Genomic DNA, 18,222 nt, shown 5'->3' with positions numbered 1-18,222 from the left:
GGAGCCCCGCGCACCCCATTTGCAGTCGGCCGAATCGCGCTCCGATCACCCCTCGGTAAGCTGACGACATGACAGGACAAGTGCGTACCGTCGACGGCCGCGTGGCCGGCCGGCGTGGGCAGGCGACCCGGCAGAAGCTGCTCGACTGCCTCAGCGAGATGCTCAGCTCCTCCCCCTACCGGGACGTCAAGGTCATCGATGTCGCCCGCAAGGCCGGGACGTCGCCCGCGACCTTCTACCAGTACTTCCCCGACGTCGAGGGCGCCGTCCTGGAGATCGCCGAGCGGATGGCGGCCGAGGGCGCCGGGTTGACCGAGCTGCTGGAGGGGCGCAGCTGGGCCGGCAAGTCCGGCTGGGCCACGGCACAGGAACTCGTGGACGGCTTTCTGGAGTTCTGGCGCCGGAACGACGCGATCCTGCGGGTGGTGGACCTCGGCGCGGCCGAGGGTGACAAACGGTTCTACAAGATCCGCATGAAGATCCTGAACTCGGTCAACAACTCCCTCGCGGACTCCATCGCGCAGCTCCAGGAGAAGGGCCGGGTGGACAAGGACGTGAACCCGGCGGCGGTGGCCGGTTCGCTGGTCGCGATGCTCGCGGCGGTGGCGGCCCACCAGAAGGGCTTCACCTCCTGGGGTGTGAAGCAGGCCGAACTCAAGCCGAACCTGGCGCTGTTGGTGCACCTGGGCGTGACCGGCAAGAAACCGAGCAAGTAGGCCGCACGTCCGCGCTGCACCCAAGTCCTGTCTGGCAGGCGGTGGTTCACCAGAGTGAGCCGCCGCCTGTCGTGCTACGCGGGCAGCGGGCGGTCCCGTACCACGTGCTTCATCACCAGGGTCGACGTCAGCCGCTGCACCCCCGGGAGGGTCGCCAGCCGCTCGTCGTAGAGCCGCTGGAAGGCGGCCAGGTCGGCGGTGGCCACCCGGAGCAGGTAGTCCGGCTCGCCGAACAGCCGCTGGGCGTCCAGCACATGCTCCAGCTCGCCGACCGCCCGCTCGAACTCCGCGACCGTGTCCCGGTCCTCCTGGCGCATCGACACGAAGACCAGTGCCTCGAAGTTCAGGCCGAGCGCGGCCGGGTCCACCACCGCGCGGTAGCCCTGGACGGCGCCGGAGCGCTCCAGCTCGCGCAGTCGCCGGTGGCAGGGCGAGACGCTCAGGCGCACCCGGGCGGCCAGCTCGGTCACGGTCAGCCGCCCGTCCTGTTGCAGCTCGGCAAGGATTTTCCGGTCCACGTCGTCCATGAAGAAGATATTTGCCCAGAACTCGCGATCATGGGCAAACTTCGGGAACACTTTCGGGTCATTCGCGCCTAATGTCCCCGGCATGGACTCGGAACTGCTCCTCTCCTTCCTCGCCGTGGACCTGCTGCTGGTGTGCGTGCCGGGCGCCGACTGGGCGTACGCCATCGCGACCGCCCTGCGCGGCGGCTCGACGGCGCGCGCGGTGGCGGGCCTGGTCTGCGGCTACGCCCTGCACACGGTTCTGGCGACGGCGGGCCTCGCGGTGCTGGTGGCCGGCTCGCCCCGGCTGCTGACGGCGCTGACGGTGGCGGGCGCGGGCTATCTGCTGTGGCTGGGCTGGGGCGTGCTGCGCCGCCCGGCAGTCCCGGGCGCGGACGGGGCGGCGCCGCCCGACGGCCGGCTCTTCCTGCGCGGCGCCACGATCAGCGGCCTGAACCCCAAGGGCCTGCTGCTCTACCTCTCGGTGCTCCCGCAGTTCCTCAGCCTCACCGGCGCCCACCTGCCCGTACCGGTCCAGACGGCGGCCCTCGGTCTGCTCCACATGGCGTGCTGCGCGGCCGTCTACCTCACCGTCGGCGCCCTCGCCCGCGTCCTCCTCACCGCCCGCCCGGCGGCGGCCCGCGCGGTGACCCGCACCTCGGGCGCGGCCATGCTCGGCATCGGCGCGCTGCTGCTGGCGGAACGGCTGGTCACGCTCTGAGGAGGCGGGGGCGGGGGCGGGGAGCCAACACCCCCCGGGCGGCGGCCGGTTGGTCCTGGGCGGTGCCCCACCCGGTGGACGTCAGCGTCAGCCATCACAGCCGGCCGCAGCCCCTCCGAGCCGGCGCCCGCCGCCTACGCGCCCCCCGGCCTCCGGGTCAGCCGGAACAGCCTGATCTCGCGCTCCACCCGCTCCTGGTACACGGCGTACGGCGGCCAGAACACCAGCAGTGCCTGCCAGGCGGCGGCCCGTTCGTCGCCGGTGAGGAGGCGGGCGGTGACGGGGACGTCCCGGCCCTGCCGGCTGACGGTGGCGTCCGGGTGGGCGAGGAGGTTGTGGGTCCAGGCGGGGTGGCCGGGGCGCCCGAAGTTGGAGCCGACCAGGATCCAGCCGTCGCCGTCCCGCTCGGGCATGCAGGCCAGCGGGGTCCGGCGGGGCCGGCCGCTGCGGGCGCCGGTGGAGGTGAGGATCACGCCGGGCAGCAGCCGGGCGCTCGGCAGCACCCGGCCCCGGGTGAGCCGGTGCACGGCCCGGTCGAGGGCCGGAATCACCCGCGGGGCCACCCTGGCGAACGTCCGGGTCGAGGACACCTTCTGCACGAACCGCAGCATCCCGGCACCCCGGGGGCGCGCCGCTCGGGTACCGCCCATCAGACGGCCACCTCCCCGCCCGTGAACAGTCCCGCCGTCTCGGCGGCCCGGTCGCGCAGCCGGTGCACCGGGCCGAACAGCAGCTCGTCGCCGGCCGCCCGTTTGAAGTACAGGTGGGCGTCGTGCTCCCAGGTGAAGCCGATCCCGCCGTGCAGCTGGACACCCTCGGCGGCGGCGCACCGCAGCGCCTCCAGCGCCTGGGCCAGGGCCAGCGCGCCGGCGCCTTCGCCGCGTCCGGCCGCCCAGGCGGCGTAGTAGGCGGCCGACCGTGCCGCCTGGACGGCCACGTACACGTCGGCCAGCCGGTGCTTGACGGCCTGGAAGGAGCCGATGGGGCGGCCGAACTGCCTGCGCTGCCCGGCGTACTCCACGGTCCGTTCCAGCACCCGGCCGGCCGCTCCCACGGCCTCGGCGGCGAGCACGGCGGCCGCGGTGTCCCCGGTGGCGGCGAGGGCGGCCAGGACGTCGGCGTCCTGCGTGCCCAGCAACTCGGCGGGCACCTCTCGCAGTTGCACGCGCCCCTGCGGCCGGGTGGCGTCCAGCGCGGACTGCCGGGTGCGGACCAGCCCGGGCTCGTCCCCCGCCACGAGGAACAGCAGGGTCCGCGACCGGGCGAACCCCCCGGTGTGCGCGGCGACGAGCAGCATCCCCGCGCTGTGCCCGTCCAGCACCTGCGCGACCTCCCCGTACAGCCGCCAGCCGCCGTCCGCGCGCCGGGCCTGCACCCCGCCGGCCCGCCCGCCGCCGGCGCCGTACCCGGTGTTCGGGCCGGTCAGGGCGAGGGCGGTGGCGAGCGCGGGCCCGGCGACGGCGAGGGCGGCGGTGAGCGACCCGGCGGCGATGCGCGGCAGCAGCGCGGCGCGCTGGGCCTCGGTGCCGAGGGCGAGGACCAGCGGGGCGGTGAGCACGGAGGTGGCGAGCAGCGGGGAGGGGGCCAGGACGCGTCCGGTCTCCTCGCAGGCGAGGGCCAGTTCGGTGGCGGAGCAGCCGACGCCGCCGTACCGCTCGGGGAGGGCGAGTCCGGGCAGGCCGAGCCGCTCGGCGAGGGCGGACCACAGCGGGGTGTCGTACCCGGCGGGGGTGCCGGCGGCGGACCGGAGTTCGGCGGGGCCGCAGCGGGCGCGCAGCACCTCGCGCAGGGTCCGGCGGATCTCGTCCTGCTCGGCGGTGAGGCGCGTGTCCATGGCCTTCCTCCTTTTCTGACGGAGCGTCATATTAGGGAGGCCCGAACCAGATGCCCAGAGGGAGGAGCCCGCTCATGAAGCGCGGGACCAGGAAGGTCGCCGTGGTCGGCGCGGCGCTGTCCGACTGCGGGCGGGTGGCCGACGCGACGGCGTACGCCCTGCACGCCCAGGCCGCCCGCAGGGCGCTCGCCGACGCGGGCCTGGACCGCGCGGTGGTCGACGGCTTCGCCTCGGCGGGCCTCGGCACGCTGGCCCCGGTGGAGGTCGCCGAGTACCTGGGCCTGCGCCCCACCTGGGTCGACTCCACCTCGGTCGGCGGAGCGACCTGGGAGGTCATGGCGGCGCACGCGGCGGACGCGATCGCTGCGGGCCACGCGAACGCCGTGCTGCTCGTGTACGGCTCCACGGCCCGGGCGGACGTCAGGGCGGGCCGCCGCACGGGCACCCTGTCCTTCGGCGCCCGCGGCCCCCTCCAGTTCGAGGCGCCGTACGGCCACACGCTGATCGCGAAGTACGCGATGGCGGCCCGCCGGCACATGATCGAGCACGGCACGACCATCGAGCAGCTGGCCGAGGTGGCGGTCCAGACACGGGCGAACGCGGCCCTGAACCCGGAGGCGATGTTCCGCGACCCCGTCACGGTCGACGACGTGCTGTCCGCGCCGGTGATCGCGGACCCGTTCACCCGGCTGCACTGCTGTCTGCGCTCGGACGGCGGAGCGGCTCTCCTGCTGGCGGCCGAGGAGTACGTCCGGGACTGCCGTACGGCCCCCGTCTGGATCCTCGGCACCGGCGAGTACGTCTCCCACGCCACCCTGTCCGAGTGGCCGGACTTCACCGTGTCCCCGGCGGCGGTGAGCGGCCGGCTGGCCTTCGAGCGGGCCGGGGTGCGCCCGGCGGACATCGACTTCGCGGAGATCTACGACGCTTTCACCTACATGACCCTGGTGACCCTGGAGGACCTGGGTTTCTGCGCCAAGGGCGAGGGCGGGGCCTTCGTCGGGAAGGGCCGGCTGCTGGTGCGGGGCGGGGAGCTGCCGGTGAACACGGACGGGGGAGGCCTCAGTGCGCAGCACCCGGGGATGCGGGGGCTGTTCCTGCTCGTGGAGGCGGTCCGGCAGCTGCGCGGGGAGGCCGGTGAGCGCCAGGTCCGGCGCCGGGACGGCGGTCTGCCCCGGCTGGCGGTGGCGTCCGGGACCGGGGGCTGGTTCTGTTCCTCGGGAACGGTGGTGCTGGGGCAGGACTGAGCGGGGCGCGGGCGGTGATACTCGCCCCATGGAACAGCACGACCTTCACGCACTGCTCCGCTCGCTGCGGGTCTGGGACCCCGAGGTGACCCGGCTGCCGCCCTTCGACCCCGACACGGCCCCGCCCACCCCGCTCGCCCTGTTCACGAACTGGTTCGCGGACGCGGCGGCCGCGGGCCAGCCGGAGCCGCACACCATGTCACTGGCGACCGCGGACGAGGAGGGCAGGCCGGACGTCCGGATCGTGATGCTGCACGGCGCCGACCCGGACGGCTGGTCCTTCGCCACGCACGCCACGAGCCGCAAGGGCCGCGCGCTGAGTGCCCGGCCGCACGCGGCCCTCGCCTTCTACTGGCCGGTGCTGGGCCGCCAGGTGCGGGTCCGGGGCCCGGTGACCTCGGCGCCGTCCGAGGAGAGCCAGGCCGACCTGCACGCGCGGTCCACCGGCGCGCTGGCCGCCGCGCTGACCGGCCGGCAGAGCGAGGAGTTGGAATCGGTGGCGGAGCTGCGCCGGGCCTCGGAGGCGGCCTGGGAGCGGGCCCGGGCCCACCCCGAGGAGCCGTCGCCGACCTGGACGCTGTACCGGCTGCGCCCCGAGACCGTGGAGTTCTTCCAGGGCGACCCGCAGCGGCGGCACGTACGCCTGGAGTACCGCAGCACCGGGTTCGGCTGGAGCCGGACGCTGCTGTGGCCGTGACTCCAGGGGTTCAGCGGGCCGTGGGGCCCGGGGCGTCCGGGTCCGGACCGCCGCCGGCCGGGGCCGCCCGGAACACCGGGACGCCGTCCCGGAAGGCCACCTCCAGCGGCATCGCGGCCCGCACGGTGTCCGCCGGGCAGTCCACCAGTTCCGTCATCATCCTGGGGCCCTCGGCCAGGTCGACGACCGCGGCCAGGTAGGGGACGCGGGAGGTGAACGGGGGCAGGTCGTTGTGGTGGACCGCGGACCACGTGTAGAGCACGGCCCGGCCGCTCGCCTCCTCCCAGGTCACCTCCTCGCTCCAGCAGTGCGGGCAGAACTCCCGGGGATAGTGGTGGGTCCGGCCGCAGGCGCCGCAGCGGCGGATCAGCAGCCGGCCCCGGGCCGCGGCCTCCCAGTAGGGGCGGCTGAGGGCGTCGGTCTCGGGGACGTCGTGGCGGGGGCCGTCCATCAGAACCACCCCAGCGCCGCGTCCAGCGACCACGTCTGCCAGGACATGCCGAAGAGGCCGGTCAGGGAGATCAGGGCCATCATCGAGTTCTGGCCCTGCTCCGCCCAGTCGTGGATCATGAGGACGAAGTAGACCGCGTTGAGGAGCAGGCCGCCGACCAGCGCGACCGGGGTCAGGAAGCCGGCGACCAAGCCGAGCCCCAGGGCCAGTTCGGCGTAGGCGACCACGTACGCCATCAGCCTCGGGCGGGGTGCGACCACCGTCTCGAAGCCCGCCCGGACCGGGGCCCACCGGTGTTCCGCCGCCACCTGTGCCGCCCAGGCGATGCCGCTGTTCCGCCCGAACCAGGCCTTCTTGTCCTTGTGCCGCCAGCTCTCCAGCCACCACAGGCCAAGACCGATCCGCAGCACCGCCAGCCACTGCGCGCCGTCGAGCCATATCGAGTCCATGGATCTGACGGTACGTCAGATCGCGTCGGATGCCCACCGGTGCGTCCGCCGCCGGGGGACGCGCTCCCCCCGGGGTCGCGTTCTTCACGGCCGGAACACCGTTTCCGTGCACCCGTGATCAATCCGCAACCAATTCCGGTCTTGACCGAGACCCATCAACCGGGTGGGTGATTACGCTCCCGCTCATGGCCGCCTCCCGTCCCACCCCCGTCCACCTCTCGCCCACCCCCGCCGACCGCCCGGTCTACGTCATCGGCGCCGGTCCGGGCGGTCTCGCCGTCGCGTACGCGCTGCGGGCGCGGGGCGTGCGGGCCGTGGTCCTGGAGAAGTCCGACCGGGTCGGCGCCTCCTGGCGGGGCCACTACGACCGGCTGCACCTGCACACCACCCGGCGGCTGTCGGCGCTGCCCGGCCTCGGCATACCCCGGAGGTTCGGCCGCTGGGTGTCCCGGGACGACGTCGTGCGCTACCTGGAGAAGTACGCCGAGCACCACGCGCTGGAGATCGTCACCGGGGTGGAGGTACACCGCGTCGAGCGGACCGGGGACGGCACCGGCTGGCTGCTGCACGCCTCCGGCGGCCGGGAGCTGACCGGCAGCGCGGTGGTCGTCGCCACCGGCTTCAACCACACCCCCCGGCTGCCCGACTGGCCCGGCCGCGAGGAGTACGCCGGCGAGCTGCTGCACGCCGGCGGCTACCGCGACGCCGCGCCCTACCGGGGCCGTGACGTGCTCGTCGTCGGGACGGGCAACACGGGCGCGGAGATCGCCGTGGACCTGGTGGAGGGCGGGGCCGCGCGGGTACGGCTTGCCATGCGCACCCCGCCGCACATCCTGCGCCGGTCGACCCTCGGCTGGGCCTCCCAGTACACGGGCGTACTGGTCCGGCGGCTGCCGGTGCGGCTGGTGGACCGGCTCGCCGGGCCGGTGGGGCGGCTGAGCACCCCGGACCTGTCCGCGCACGGACTGCCGCGCCCGGACACCGGCCTGTACAGCAGGGTGCGGCAGGGCGCGATCCCGGTGCAGGACGTCGGTCTCGTCGACGCCGTGCGCACGGGGAAGGTGGAGATCGTGGCCGCCGTGGAGGCGTTCGAGGACGGCAAGGTGGTCCTCGCCGACGGCAGCCGGATCGCGCCGGACGCGGTGATCGCGGCGACCGGGTACGTGCGGGCGCTGGAGGGACTCGTCGGGCACCTCGGGGTGCTGGACGGGCGCGGCCGGCCGGTGGTGCACGGCGGCCGGACGCCCGCGCAGGCGCCCGGCCTGTACTTCACCGGGTTCACCAATCCCATCAGCGGGATGCTGCGGGAGCTGGCGATCGACGCGGGGAAGATCGCGCGGGCGGTCGCCAGAGGATTTCCCACCCGTCGGTAACTTTGCCGTTCCGACCGGTTCCTGACGCTCTGTCAGTTCAGTAATCTGACAGAGCGTCAGCTGGAGCTGGCTGTCATGGCTGTCTCATGAGGAGGCGGGCGGAACGATGCTCGGATCGACCCACGGCACCCTCACCACCGACGCCCGCCGGGCCCGGGTCATCGCCTGCGGCGTTGAGCGGCCCGGCCCCGCCGTCCACGACCGGGTGGCGGACCTCGATGTCAGCGGGCGCCCGCTGCACGCGGACGTCCCCGACCTGACCCGTCTGTTCCGGCCGGAGTCGGTCGCCGTGATCGGTGCCTCGGACGCCGAGGGCCGGCCGAACACCGGGATCACCCGGCAGCTGCTGGACTGGGCCGCGCGCGTCGGGGCGCGGGTGCATCCGGTGCACCCGGCCCGGCCCTCGGTCTTCGGCCTGCCCTGCGTGTCCCGCGTCGCCGAGCTGCCCGAGGCGGTCGACCTGGCCGTCCTGCTGGTGGCCGACCCGCTCCCGCTGATCGAGGAACTCGCCGAGGCGAAGGTGCGGTTCGCGGTCGCCTTCGCCTCGGGGTTCGCGGAGACCGGGCCGGCGGGCGCCGAGGCGCAGGAGCGGCTCGCCGAGGCCGCCCGGCGCTCGGGGCTGCGGCTGCTCGGCCCCAACACCAACCTCAACGCCTTCGAACGGTTCCGGGAGGACCTGTCCGGGCCGGCCATCGCGCTGATCACCCAGTCCGGGCACCAGGGCCGGCCCGTCTTCGCCCTGCAGGAACTCGGCGTCCGGCTCTCGCACTGGGCGCCCACCGGCAACGAGGCCGACCTGGAGAGCGCCGACTTCGTCTCCTGGTTCGCCGAGCAGCCCGAGGTCGGCGCGATCGCCTGCTACGTGGAGGGCCTCAAGGACGGCCGGGCCTTCCTGCTGGCCGCCGACCGGGCCGCCCGCCGGGGGGTCCCGGTGGTCGCCGTGAAGGTGGGCCGCACCGAGACCGGCGCCCGTACGGCCGCCTCGCACACCGGCAAGCTCACCGGCGCGGACGACGTGGTGGACGCGGCGATGCGGCAGTACGGCGTGATCCGCGTCGACACCCTGGACGAACTCCAGGACACCGCGGCCCTGCTGGCGCGGGCGCGGGCGCCCCTGGCGGACGGCGTGGCCGTCTACTCCATCTCGGGCGGCACCGGCGCGCACGTCGCCGACCTGGCCACCGGGGCGGGGCTGCGGCTGCCGAGGCTGTCGGCGCGCAAGCAGGCCGAGCTGCACCAGTGGATACCGGAGTACCTGCACGTGGCCAACCCGGTGGACAACGGCGGCCATCCGGTCGGCGACGCGCGCGGCCGGAAGATCATCGACGCGATCCTCGCCGACCCCTCCGTCGGTGTGCTGGTCTGCCCGGTGACCGGCCCCTTCCCGCCGCTGAGCGACCGGCTCGTGGCGGACCTGGTGGCCGCCGCCGAGGAGACGGACAAGCTGGTGTGCGTGGTCTGGGGCTCGCCGGTGGGCACGGAGGCGGCGTACCGGGAGGTGCTGCTCGGCTCGTCGCGCGTGGCCACCTTCCGCACGGTGGGCAACTGCCTCACCGCGGTCCGCGCCTGGCTGGACCACCACCGCTTCGTGAGCGGCTACCGCTCCCCCTTCGACGAGGCCCCGCGCACCCCGTCGCCCTCCTTCCGCAAGGCCGAGGCGCTGATGCAGCCCGGCCGGCAGCTGAGCGAGCACGCGGCCAAGCAGCTGCTGCGGGCCTACGGCATCCGGGTGCCGCGCGAGCAGCTGGTGACCAGCGCGGCGGCGGCCGTACGGGCGGCCGGGCAGGTGGGCTACCCGGTGGTGATGAAGGCGTCGGGCGCGCAGATCGCCCACAAGACCGAGCTGGGCCTGGTGAAGATCGGCCTGACCTCGGCGAGCCAGGTCCGCGACGCGTACCGGGAACTGACCGACATCGCCCGCTACGAGGGTGTCGGGCTGGACGGGGTCCTGGTGTGCCAGATGGTCGAGCAGGGCGTGGAGATGATGGCCGGCGTCACCCACGACGACCTGTTCGGGCCGACGGTGACGGTCGGGCTCGGCGGGATCCTGGTGGAGGTGCTGCACGACGCGGCGGTCCGGGTGCCGCCCTTCGGCGAGGACCAGGCCCGCGCGATGCTGGGCGAACTGCGCGGCCGGGCCCTGCTCTCGGGTGTCCGCGGCCGTCCGCCGGCCGACGCGGACGCGCTGGTGGAGGTGATTCTGCGGGTCCAGCGGATGGCGCTGGAACTCGGCGACTCGATCTCCGAGTTGGACATCAACCCGCTGATGGTGCTGCCCCGGGGGCAGGGCGCGGTGGCGCTGGACGCGCTGGTGGTGTGCCGATGAGCGAGGCCGTACGGCACGAGATCCGCGACCGGGTCGCGTACCTCACCCTGAACCGGCCGGAGTCCCTGAACGCCCTCACCCCGGGCATGCGCGACCGGCTCGTCGACCTGCTGGCGGAGGCCTCCGCGGACCCGGTCGTCCGGGCGGTGGTCCTCACGGGCACCGGCCGGGGCTTCTGTGCGGGGGCGGACCTGCGGGGCGGGGCCGGTCCGGGTGACCGGGTCCCGGGCGATGTGGCGCGGGTGCTGCGGCTGGGCGCGCAGCGGCTGGTCTGCGCCGTACTGGACTGCGAGAAGCCGGTCCTGGCCGCGGTGAACGGCACGGCGGCCGGTCTCGGCGCGCATCTGGCCCTCGCCTGCGACCTGGTGCTGGCCGCCGAATCGGCCCGTTTCATCGAGGTGTTCGTCCGCCGCGGCCTGGTCCCCGACGCGGCCGGCGCCTACCTGCTGCCCCGGCTGGTCGGGCCGCAGCGGGCGAAGGAGCTGGTGTTCCTCGGCGACGCGGTACCGGCGTCGGAGGCGTACCGCCTGGGCCTGGTCAACCGGGTCGTCCCGGACGCCGACCTGCCCGAGACGGCCCACGCGTGGGCGGCCCGCCTCGCGGCCGGCCCGACGAGGGCCCTGGCACTGGCCAAGCACCTCCTGAACGGCTCGCTGGACACCGACCGCGCCTCCGCCCTCGCAGCCGAGGCCTGGGCCCAGGAGATCAACATGACGACGGCGGACGCCCAGGAGGGCCTGCGGGCGTTCGCGGAACGCCGGGACGCCGAGTTCCGCGGACGCTGAGGACCACGCCCCTTCCCATCTGACATACCGTCAGTTTCAATGGGCTCGTGATGGGACACGCAGGGGCGGCGGCCGCCGCCGTCCGGTATCTGGGGCCACGGCCCGTCGAGGCGCTGCCACGGCCGGAGTTGCGGTGCGTCCGCGACGACGAGCCGCCGCCCGTGGAGCCGGCGGAGTTCCGGCGGGTGCTGGGCGGCTTCGCCAGCGGGGTCACCGTGATCACCGCGCCCGGCACGGAGGGCACGGACGGGACGGGCGGCCCCGCCGGGTTCGCCTGCCAGTCCTTCTCGTCCCTCTCCCTGCAACCGCCCCTGGTCTGCTTCATGGTGAGCCGCACCTCCGCCACCTGGCCGCGCATCGCCCGCGCCGGCGTCTTCTGCGTCAACGTGCTGAGCGCCGGGCAGGACGACCTGTGCCGGGCCTTCGCGGTGAGCGGCGCGGACAAGTTCGCGGGGGTGGCGTACGACCCCGCACCCGTCTCCGGCTCACCGCGGCTCACCGGCGCCGCCGCCTGGATCGACTGCGCCGTCCACGCCGTACACACCGGCGGTGACCACCTCATCGTCGTGGGCCGGGTGACCGCACTCGGCGCGAGCGACACGCCGGACCCGCTGCTCTTCCACCGGGGTCGGTTCACCCGGCTCCGCACCGACTGACCGGGGCGGAGCCGGCCCACAGCACCTCGCCGTCGTGGACCTCCCCGGTCGGCTCCATGCCCAGGGCCCTCGCGATGGCGGCCGATGCCCCATGGCCGGGGTGCACATGGGCCACACACCCGGAAACCCCCTGGGTGTACAGCCATCCGGCCATGACGGACGCGCCCTCCCTGCCGTAGCCGGCCCCCTGGAAGGCATGCCCGACGACCCATGCCAGCTCGGCTTCGACGCGGCCGGCGCGGGGCCGGTAGAGCGTCGCCTGGACCGTTCCGACCAGCCGGCCGCCGGCCTTCTCCCGGAGCATCCAGTTCAGCCAGCCCTGCCGCCCGTCGGGCGACCGGCCGGCGACCTGCCTTTCGTAGCGCCGCCGCAGTTCCTCGCGGGTGGGCGCGGTCCCTCCGGTCCACTCGTGCAGCCGCTGGTCGCCGAGTACGGCCACCGCCTCCTCGGCGTGGGCGACGGTCAGGGGTTCCAGCCGCAGGCGCTCCCCCTGGAGCGGGACGGCGGCCGGCCAGGAGTTCAGCTCGGGCACGGAACCATCCCGGTTGTCGACCGCCGGATGACCAGGGACATCAGGGCCGCCGCCGCGCACAGGGTGCCGGAGGCGTACCAGACGACGTCGTAGGAGCCGAAGACGTCCCGGGCGGCGCCGCCGAGGTAGGCGACGAGGGCCGCGCCGATCTGGTGGGAGGCGAGGACCCAGCCGAAGACGATGGCGCTGTCCTCACCGAACTGCTCCCGGCACAGCGCCAGCGTGGGCGGGACGGTGGCGACCCAGTCCAGGCCGTAGAAGACGATGAAGAAGAGCATCGGCGGGTGGACGGCGGGGCCCAGCAGCATCGGCAGGAAGAGCAGGGACAGCCCGCGCAGGGCGTAGTAGACGGCGAGCAGACGGCGCGGTTCGAAGCGGTCGGTGAACCAGCCGGAGGCGATCGTGCCGACGACGTCGAACACGCCGATCACCGCCAGCAGCGAGGCCGCCGTCGTCACGGGCATCCCGTGGTCGTGCTCGGCGGGCACGAAGTGGGTCTGTATGAGGCCGTTGGTGGACGCGCCGCAGATCGCGAAGGTGCCGGCGAGCAGCCAGAAGGTGCCGGTGCGGACGGAGGTGGACAGCACCCCGAGCGTGCGCCGGGCGGCCCCGGTGACCGGGGGCGGCTTGGGTACGAACGCACGCGCGCCGTAGGGCGCCACGCCCACGTCGGCCGGGTGGTCGCGCAGCAGCAGCCAGACGAAGGGGACCACGGCGAACGCGGCCAGGGCGACCGTGACCGCAGCGGGCCGCCAGTCGTGGCGCTCGACGATCCAGGACAGCAGCGGCAGGAAGACCAGCTGGCCGGAGGCCGAGGCCGCGGTGAGGATGCCGCTGACCAGGCCGCGCCGCTCGGTGAACCAGCGGTTGGTGACCGTCGCGGCGAAGGCCAGCGCCATGGAACCGGTGCCGAGTCCCACCAGCAGGCCCCAGCACAGCAGCAGCTGCCAGGCCGCCGTCATCCACACGGTCAGGCCCGAGCCGACCGCGATCACGGTGAGCGCGGCGGCGACCACCCGGCGGATGCCGAAGCGGTCCATCAGCGCGGCGGCGAACGGCGCGGTGACGCCGTACAGCGCCAGGTTGACGGAGACGGCCGCGCCGATCGTGCCGCGCGACCAGCCGAACTCCTGGTGCAGCGGGTCGATGAGCAGGCCGGGCAGGGAGCGGAAGGCCGCCGCGCCGGTGATCGTGACGAACGTGACGGCGGCGACGAACCAGGCGCGGTGCACACGGTGGCGCCGGCCGGGCGGGCCCTGGACGGGAGCGGGAGCGGGACGGGTCTGGGTCACGTCACCCAGCCTCCGGTCCAGGGGCCCGCGCATCGAGTGGCCCGAAGGACAGCCTTCGCTACGATCGGGCCACTACGATCGGGACATGACTCCACGGGAATTCCGGCCGCACCGCGTCGCCGTCCTCGCCCTGGACGGTCTGCTGCCCTTCGAACTGGGCATCCCGCACCGGATCTTCGGCCGCCCCCGGGACCCCCGGGGCCGGCGGCTGTACGAGGTCGTGACCTGCTCGGTACGGCCGCCGGGCCCGGTCGAGACGGACGCCGACTTCGCCGTGCACGTCGCCCACGGCCCCGAGACGCTGGCCACCGCGGACACGGTGATCGTCCCGGCGTCGTACGAACTCGGCCCGCTCTACGACGAGGGCCGGCTCACCGACGACCTGGCCGCCGCCCTCGCCCGTATCCGTCCCGGCACCCGGCTCGCCTCCATCTGCACCGGCGTCTACGTCCTCGCCGCCGCCGGCCGCCTGGACGGCCGCCCGGCCACCACGCACTGGGCCGACGCCGAGCGCTTCCAGCGGATGTTCCCGAGGATCAGAGTGGACCCGGACGTGCTGTTCATCGACGACGGTGACGTGCTGACCTCGGCCGGCGTGGCCGCCGGGATCGACCTGTGCCTGCACATGGTCCGCCGCGACTTCGGCACGGCCGTCGCCAACGACGTGGCCCGCCGCACGGTCGTACCGCCCCACCGCGACGGCGGCCAGGCCCAGTACATCCACCGCCCGGTCCCCGACCCCCAGCTGGCCACGACGACCGCCGCCCGCGCCTGGGCGCTCGCCCGGCTGCACGAGCCGATCCAGCTGCGCGACCTGGCCGAGCGGGAGGCCATGTCGGTACGGACCTTCACCCGCCGCTTCCGCGAGGAGGTCGGCGTCAGCCCCGGCCAGTGGCTCACCCAGCAGCGCGTGGAGCGCGCCCGGCAGCTGCTGGAGACCAGCGACCTGCCGATGGACCAGGTGGCCCGGGAGGCGGGCTTCGGCACGGCCCAGTCGATGCGCCAGCACCTACAGACGGCGCTCGGCGTTACGCCCACCGCCTACCGGCGCACCTTCCGCGCCGTCGGCGCCGTCGGCGGGCACGGTGGCGCCGGCCCGCGCTGACCGGGCCGCGCGTGTCTCACCCCACCAGCCGACCGCCGTCAGCAGCAGGGTCAGGGACACCCCGGCGAGGATCGCCGTCGAGGGCGCGGCGAGCGGCAGCAGGGCGCCGGCGAGGGAGCCGGTGGCCGCGTAACCGGCGCCCACGGCCGCGTACATGACCGAGTAGCCGGCGGCCAGCGCTCCCGGCGGGAGGACCTCGCGCAGGGACAGGTTGCGGGTGAGCATCGCGCCGGACTGGAGCAGCCCCGCCACGCCCAGCGCGGCCGCGATGCCCGGCGCGCCGGGTATCAGGGCGACCGCGGCCACCGCGGCGGACATCCCCGCCATCAGGACCGCGCTGCGGGTCCTGAGCAGCCCGGGCCAGGACCGCAGGCCGTACAGGAAGGCGCCGGCGGCGGAGGCCACCGACATCACCGTCAGCAGCGGGCCCGCCCAGCCGACACCGATGCCGCGCTGTTCGAGCAGGGCGGGCAGCACGAGTTCGGCGAGGGCCAGCAGCGACAGGCTGGCCGCGCCCGTGACGTACACCGGCCAGGCCCCGGCCAGCAGACGCAGCCGCGACGCACCCTTCCCGGCCTTCCCCGCCGACTCCCCGTGTGCGCCCTGCTCGTCCTGTCCGTCCGTCGCCCAGCCGGCCGGCAGGAGCCACAGGCCCGCCACCGACGCGGCCATCAGGGCGGCTTCGAGCAGCAGCGGGAAGCGGGGGCCGACACCGAGGGCGAGGCCGGTGACGGTGGCCGGGGAGACGGCCCACACGGCGAACGTGAGCATCGACTCCAGGGACAGCGCCTGGGGCGCCGCCTGCCCCGGAACCAACGAGGTGAGCAGTGCGCGCAGCCCGCCGGGCGCCGCGGCGGGACCCGCCCCGGCGAGGAACGCGAAAGCGGCGAGTATCGCGCCGGGCGCGCCCGGGAACACGCCGAGGCCCGCGAAACCGGCGGCGCCCGCGGCGAGTCCGGCGGCCAGATGCGGACGGGCCCGCCGGGAGTCCAGGCGCATGCCGAGCACGGGGGCGCCGAGGATCTCACCGATGACGTAGGCGGCGGCCAGGGCCGCGCCCAGGGAGTAGCCGCCCGGGCGCTCGCGGACCAGGAAGACCAGGGCCAGCGGGGCCATGGCCACCGGCATCCGGGCGCCGACGGCCACCAGGGCCCAGGTCAGGACCCGCGGGGAGACGACATCGCGGTAGCTCATGCCTCGACGGTAGGGGGCGGCACCGACAATCACCGACCCGATATCCCGGGCCTGTGGACAACTTCCGGCCACCGCGCCTGCCAGGCCGCCAGGACAAGGGCCGGTTTCCGGCGATGGCTCAGAACGTCAGCACCGCCCGCGCCACCCGCCCCGCCTCCGCGTCCGCCCGGGCCTTCTCGAAGTCCTCCACCGGATAGGCGGCGGTCGCCAACTCGTCCAGCAGCAGGTGCCCTTGCCGGTACAGCTCGGCGTACAGGGCGATGTCCCGCTGGGGCCGGGAGGAGCCGTAGCGGCAGCCGAGGATCGACTTGTCCAGGTAGAGGGAGGAGACCAGGAAGGACGCCTCGGCCGTGGCCGGGGGCACCCCGAGCAGGACCGCCTGGCCGCGCCGGTCGAGCAGGTCGACGGCCTGCCGGACCAGCTCGACCCGGCCCACGCACTCGAAGACGTGGTCGGCCCCCGTCGGCAGCAGCTCCCGCACCCCTTCCGCCGACGTCAGGAAGTCGGTGGCGCCGAACCGCCGGGCCGCCTCCTCCTTGGCCGGGTTGGCGTCCACGGCCACGATCCGGAGGGCGCCCGCGAGCCGCGCGCCCTGGAGGACGTTGAGCCCGATCCCGCCCGTGCCGATGACGACCACGCTGTCCCCGCGGTCCACCCGCGCCCGGTTCAGCACCGCGCCGACCCCGGTGAGCACCCCGCACCCGATCAGCGCGGCCGACGCCGGGGGGACGTCCTCGGGGATCCGCACCGCCTGCACGGCCTTGACGACGGTACGTTCCGCGAAGGCCGAGTTCGCGGCGAACTGGTACACCGGCTCCGCGCCCCGCGTGAACGGCCTCCCCGGGCGCCCGATCGCCTGCCGGCACATGGTCGGCCGGCCCCGGTCGCACTCCGCGCAGGTACCGCAGTTGGCGAGCGTGGACAGGGCGACATGGTCACCGGGCGCGACATGGGTGACGCCCACACCCACGGCCTCCACGATCCCGGCACCCTCATGGCCGAGCACCACCGGTACCGGAAACGGGATGGTGCCGTCCACCACCGACAGGTCGCTGTGGCACAGCCCGGCCGCCGCGATGGCGACCAGCACCTCGCCGGGCCCGGGCTCCCGTACCGCCAGGTCGTCGACCACCCGGACCCGTCTCCCGTCGAACACCACACCGCGCATCACACGGCCCCCTTCGGCTCGGCCGGCAGACCGAGCACGCGCTCGGCGATGATCGTGCGCTGGATCTGGTCCGAGCCGCCGTAGATCGTGTCGGCCCGGGAGAACAGGAACAGGTGCTGGGCCGCGTCCAGCGGGTACGGCGACGCCGGTGACCAGTCCGCGGGCCCCACGGCCGCCGCCGCGCCCCGGACCTCCACCGCCAGTTCGCCGAGCCGCTGGTGCCAGTCGGCCCACAGCAGCTTGGCGACGCTGGGCGCGCCCGGTCCGGCCGGGCCGCCGAGGGTGCGCAGGGCGTGCCAGCGCATGACCCGCAGCCCCGCCCACTGCCGCACCAGCCGGGCACGGAGCACCGGGTCGTGTACGGCCCCGGTCGCCACGGCGGTGTCGAGGACCTCCGCCAGCTCCCGGGCGAAGCCGATCTGCTGGGCCAGCGTCGACACCCCGCGCTCGAAGCCCAGCAGGCTCATCGCCACCCGCCAGCCGTTGCCCTCCCCGCCGACGACGTGCTCCACGCGCGCGTACGCCCCGTCGAAGAAGACCTCGTTGAAGTCGCTCGTGCCGGTCAGCTGCCGGATGGGCCGGACCTCGATCCGGCCGGGCTGGTCCATCGGCACGAGCAGGAAGCTCAGCCCGTGGTGCCGTCGCGCGTCCGGGTCGGTCCGGGCCAGGACGAAGCACCAGTCGGCCTCGTGGGCGAGCGAGGTCCAGATCTTCTGCCCGCTGATCCGGTAGGACGCCCCCTCCCGCACGGCCGCCGTCCGCACCCCGGCGAGGTCGGATCCGGCGCCGGGTTCGCTGTAGCCCTGGCACCACAGCTCCTCGCCGGCCGCGACGGGCGGCAGGAAGCGCCGCTTCTGCCCTTCGTCGCCGTGGGCGAGGAGGGTGGGCGCGAGCAGGTTCTCCCCGATGTGCCCGGAGCGCGGCGGCGCCCCCGACCGGGCGTACTCCTCGGCCCAGACGACCTGTCGGGTCAGGGGTGCGGTGCGGTTGCCGTACCCCCGCTCCGGCCACCCGAGCCCGATCCAGCCGGCGGCACCGAGCGTCCGCTCCCAGGCCCGCTTCCCCACCGAGGCGTCGACGTGCTCCCCCAGCCAGTCCCGGACCTCGGCACGGAACTCCTCGTCCTCGGCGGTGAACCCGAAGTCCACGGCGTCCTCCTCCCGCGTCCCG

The 18,222-nt window shown here is 74.7% G+C and carries 19 protein-coding genes; 9 read left to right on the top strand and 10 right to left on the bottom strand.

The window, feature by feature from the left end; translation table 11 throughout:
- Window positions 1-80: 80 nt before the first annotated feature.
- On the top strand, window positions 81-716 hold the full coding sequence (locus ACZ3ZD_RS01240; protein ID WP_467393251.1) for a TetR family transcriptional regulator: 636 nt from the start codon (window positions 81-83) through the stop codon (window positions 714-716).
- Window positions 717-790: 74 nt separating this feature from the next.
- Here ACZ3ZD_RS01240 and ACZ3ZD_RS01235 read toward each other — a convergent pair whose 3' ends face one another.
- Window positions 791-1,243, bottom strand: coding sequence for an Lrp/AsnC family transcriptional regulator (locus ACZ3ZD_RS01235; RefSeq protein ID WP_030341781.1), 453 nt, complete (start codon window positions 1,241-1,243; stop codon window positions 791-793).
- An 82-nt stretch (window positions 1,244-1,325) separates the two neighbouring features.
- On the opposite strand from ACZ3ZD_RS01235, the gene ACZ3ZD_RS01230 reads away from it, so the two are divergent.
- The gene (locus tag ACZ3ZD_RS01230; protein ID WP_467392236.1) at window positions 1,326-1,943 is read left to right on the top strand and encodes a LysE family translocator; all 618 of its coding nucleotides are present in this window, start codon (window positions 1,326-1,328) and stop codon (window positions 1,941-1,943) included.
- Between the two features lie 134 nt (window positions 1,944-2,077).
- Here the strand turns inward: ACZ3ZD_RS01230 and ACZ3ZD_RS01225 are convergent, their stop codons facing one another.
- Entirely contained in the window at window positions 2,078-2,593 is a 516-nt protein-coding gene (locus tag ACZ3ZD_RS01225; protein ID WP_467392234.1) for a nitroreductase family deazaflavin-dependent oxidoreductase, read from the bottom strand.
- Window positions 2,593-3,777 carry an acyl-CoA dehydrogenase family protein gene (locus tag ACZ3ZD_RS01220; protein ID WP_467392232.1) on the bottom strand — a complete coding sequence of 395 codons (1,185 nt, stop codon included), beginning with the start codon at window positions 3,775-3,777 and terminating at the stop codon, window positions 2,593-2,595. The genes ACZ3ZD_RS01225 and ACZ3ZD_RS01220 overlap by 1 nt, the downstream gene beginning before the upstream one ends.
- Window positions 3,778-3,851: 74 nt before the next feature.
- Between ACZ3ZD_RS01220 and ACZ3ZD_RS01215 the strand changes: the two genes are divergently transcribed.
- Both ACZ3ZD_RS01215 and ACZ3ZD_RS01210 read left to right on the top strand, forming a co-directional pair.
- The gene (locus ACZ3ZD_RS01215) at window positions 3,852-5,024 is read left to right on the top strand and encodes a thiolase C-terminal domain-containing protein (protein ID WP_467392230.1); all 1,173 of its coding nucleotides are present in this window, start codon (window positions 3,852-3,854) and stop codon (window positions 5,022-5,024) included.
- 28 nt (window positions 5,025-5,052) lie between these two features.
- Window positions 5,053-5,721, top strand: a complete 669-nt coding sequence (locus ACZ3ZD_RS01210; protein ID WP_467392228.1) for a pyridoxine/pyridoxamine 5'-phosphate oxidase — start codon at window positions 5,053-5,055, stop codon at window positions 5,719-5,721.
- Between the two features lie 10 nt (window positions 5,722-5,731).
- On the opposite strand, the gene ACZ3ZD_RS01205 is transcribed toward ACZ3ZD_RS01210, so the two are convergent.
- Both ACZ3ZD_RS01205 and ACZ3ZD_RS01200 read right to left on the bottom strand, forming a co-directional pair.
- Window positions 5,732-6,172 (bottom strand): Zn-ribbon domain-containing OB-fold protein, encoded by a 441-nt coding sequence (locus ACZ3ZD_RS01205; protein ID WP_467392226.1) that lies wholly within the window; start codon window positions 6,170-6,172, stop codon window positions 5,732-5,734.
- Window positions 6,172-6,621: a DoxX family protein gene (locus ACZ3ZD_RS01200; protein ID WP_467392224.1), complete on the bottom strand. Its 450-nt coding sequence runs from the start codon at window positions 6,619-6,621 to the stop codon at window positions 6,172-6,174. Before ACZ3ZD_RS01200 ends, ACZ3ZD_RS01205 begins: the two co-directional genes overlap by 1 nt.
- A gap of 185 nt (window positions 6,622-6,806) precedes the next feature.
- Here ACZ3ZD_RS01200 and ACZ3ZD_RS01195 point away from each other — a divergent pair, with 185 nt between their 5' ends.
- From ACZ3ZD_RS01195 to ACZ3ZD_RS01180, 4 genes are all read left to right on the top strand, one after another.
- On the top strand, window positions 6,807-7,994 hold the full coding sequence (locus ACZ3ZD_RS01195) for a flavin-containing monooxygenase (RefSeq protein ID WP_467392222.1): 1,188 nt from the start codon (window positions 6,807-6,809) through the stop codon (window positions 7,992-7,994).
- A 106-nt stretch (window positions 7,995-8,100) separates the two neighbouring features.
- Window positions 8,101-10,320: an acetate--CoA ligase family protein gene (locus ACZ3ZD_RS01190; protein WP_467392220.1), complete on the top strand. Its 2,220-nt coding sequence runs from the start codon at window positions 8,101-8,103 to the stop codon at window positions 10,318-10,320.
- A complete protein-coding gene (locus tag ACZ3ZD_RS01185; RefSeq protein ID WP_467392218.1) occupies window positions 10,317-11,105 on the top strand; it encodes an enoyl-CoA hydratase/isomerase family protein in 789 nt (262 codons plus the stop codon). Before ACZ3ZD_RS01190 ends, ACZ3ZD_RS01185 begins: the two co-directional genes overlap by 4 nt.
- Window positions 11,106-11,155: 50 nt before the next feature.
- Window positions 11,156-11,761: a flavin reductase family protein gene (locus tag ACZ3ZD_RS01180; RefSeq protein ID WP_467393249.1), complete on the top strand. Its 606-nt coding sequence runs from the start codon at window positions 11,156-11,158 to the stop codon at window positions 11,759-11,761.
- Here the strand turns inward: ACZ3ZD_RS01180 and ACZ3ZD_RS01175 are convergent.
- Both ACZ3ZD_RS01175 and ACZ3ZD_RS01170 read right to left on the bottom strand, forming a co-directional pair.
- Complete coding sequence (locus tag ACZ3ZD_RS01175) at window positions 11,739-12,293, bottom strand: GNAT family N-acetyltransferase (protein WP_467392216.1); 555 nt, start codon at window positions 12,291-12,293, stop codon at window positions 11,739-11,741. The two genes, ACZ3ZD_RS01180 and ACZ3ZD_RS01175, sit on opposite strands and share 23 nt — an antisense overlap.
- Complete coding sequence (locus ACZ3ZD_RS01170; RefSeq protein ID WP_467392214.1) at window positions 12,281-13,585, bottom strand: MFS transporter; 1,305 nt, start codon at window positions 13,583-13,585, stop codon at window positions 12,281-12,283. Before ACZ3ZD_RS01170 ends, ACZ3ZD_RS01175 begins: the two co-directional genes overlap by 13 nt.
- Before the next feature lie 85 nt (window positions 13,586-13,670).
- Here ACZ3ZD_RS01170 and ACZ3ZD_RS01165 point away from each other — a divergent pair, with 85 nt between their 5' ends.
- Window positions 13,671-14,690, top strand: a complete 1,020-nt coding sequence (locus tag ACZ3ZD_RS01165) for a GlxA family transcriptional regulator (RefSeq protein ID WP_467392212.1) — start codon at window positions 13,671-13,673, stop codon at window positions 14,688-14,690.
- Here the strand turns inward: ACZ3ZD_RS01165 and ACZ3ZD_RS01160 are convergent.
- The 3 genes from ACZ3ZD_RS01160 to ACZ3ZD_RS01150 form a co-directional block, all read right to left on the bottom strand.
- A complete protein-coding gene (locus ACZ3ZD_RS01160) occupies window positions 14,595-15,884 on the bottom strand; it encodes an MFS transporter (protein ID WP_467392210.1) in 1,290 nt (429 codons plus the stop codon). The genes ACZ3ZD_RS01165 and ACZ3ZD_RS01160 overlap by 96 nt on opposite strands.
- Window positions 15,885-16,002: 118 nt before the next feature.
- Entirely contained in the window at window positions 16,003-17,052 is a 1,050-nt protein-coding gene (locus tag ACZ3ZD_RS01155) for a Zn-dependent alcohol dehydrogenase (RefSeq protein WP_467392208.1), read from the bottom strand.
- Window positions 17,052-18,200, bottom strand: coding sequence for an acyl-CoA dehydrogenase family protein (locus ACZ3ZD_RS01150; protein ID WP_467392206.1), 1,149 nt, complete (start codon window positions 18,198-18,200; stop codon window positions 17,052-17,054). The genes ACZ3ZD_RS01155 and ACZ3ZD_RS01150 overlap by 1 nt, the downstream gene beginning before the upstream one ends.
- Between the last annotated feature and the right edge of the window lie 22 nt (window positions 18,201-18,222).

Source organism: Streptomyces sp. NPDC023481, assembly GCF_055560195.1.
This window is presented reverse-complemented; position numbering and strand designations above follow the sequence as displayed.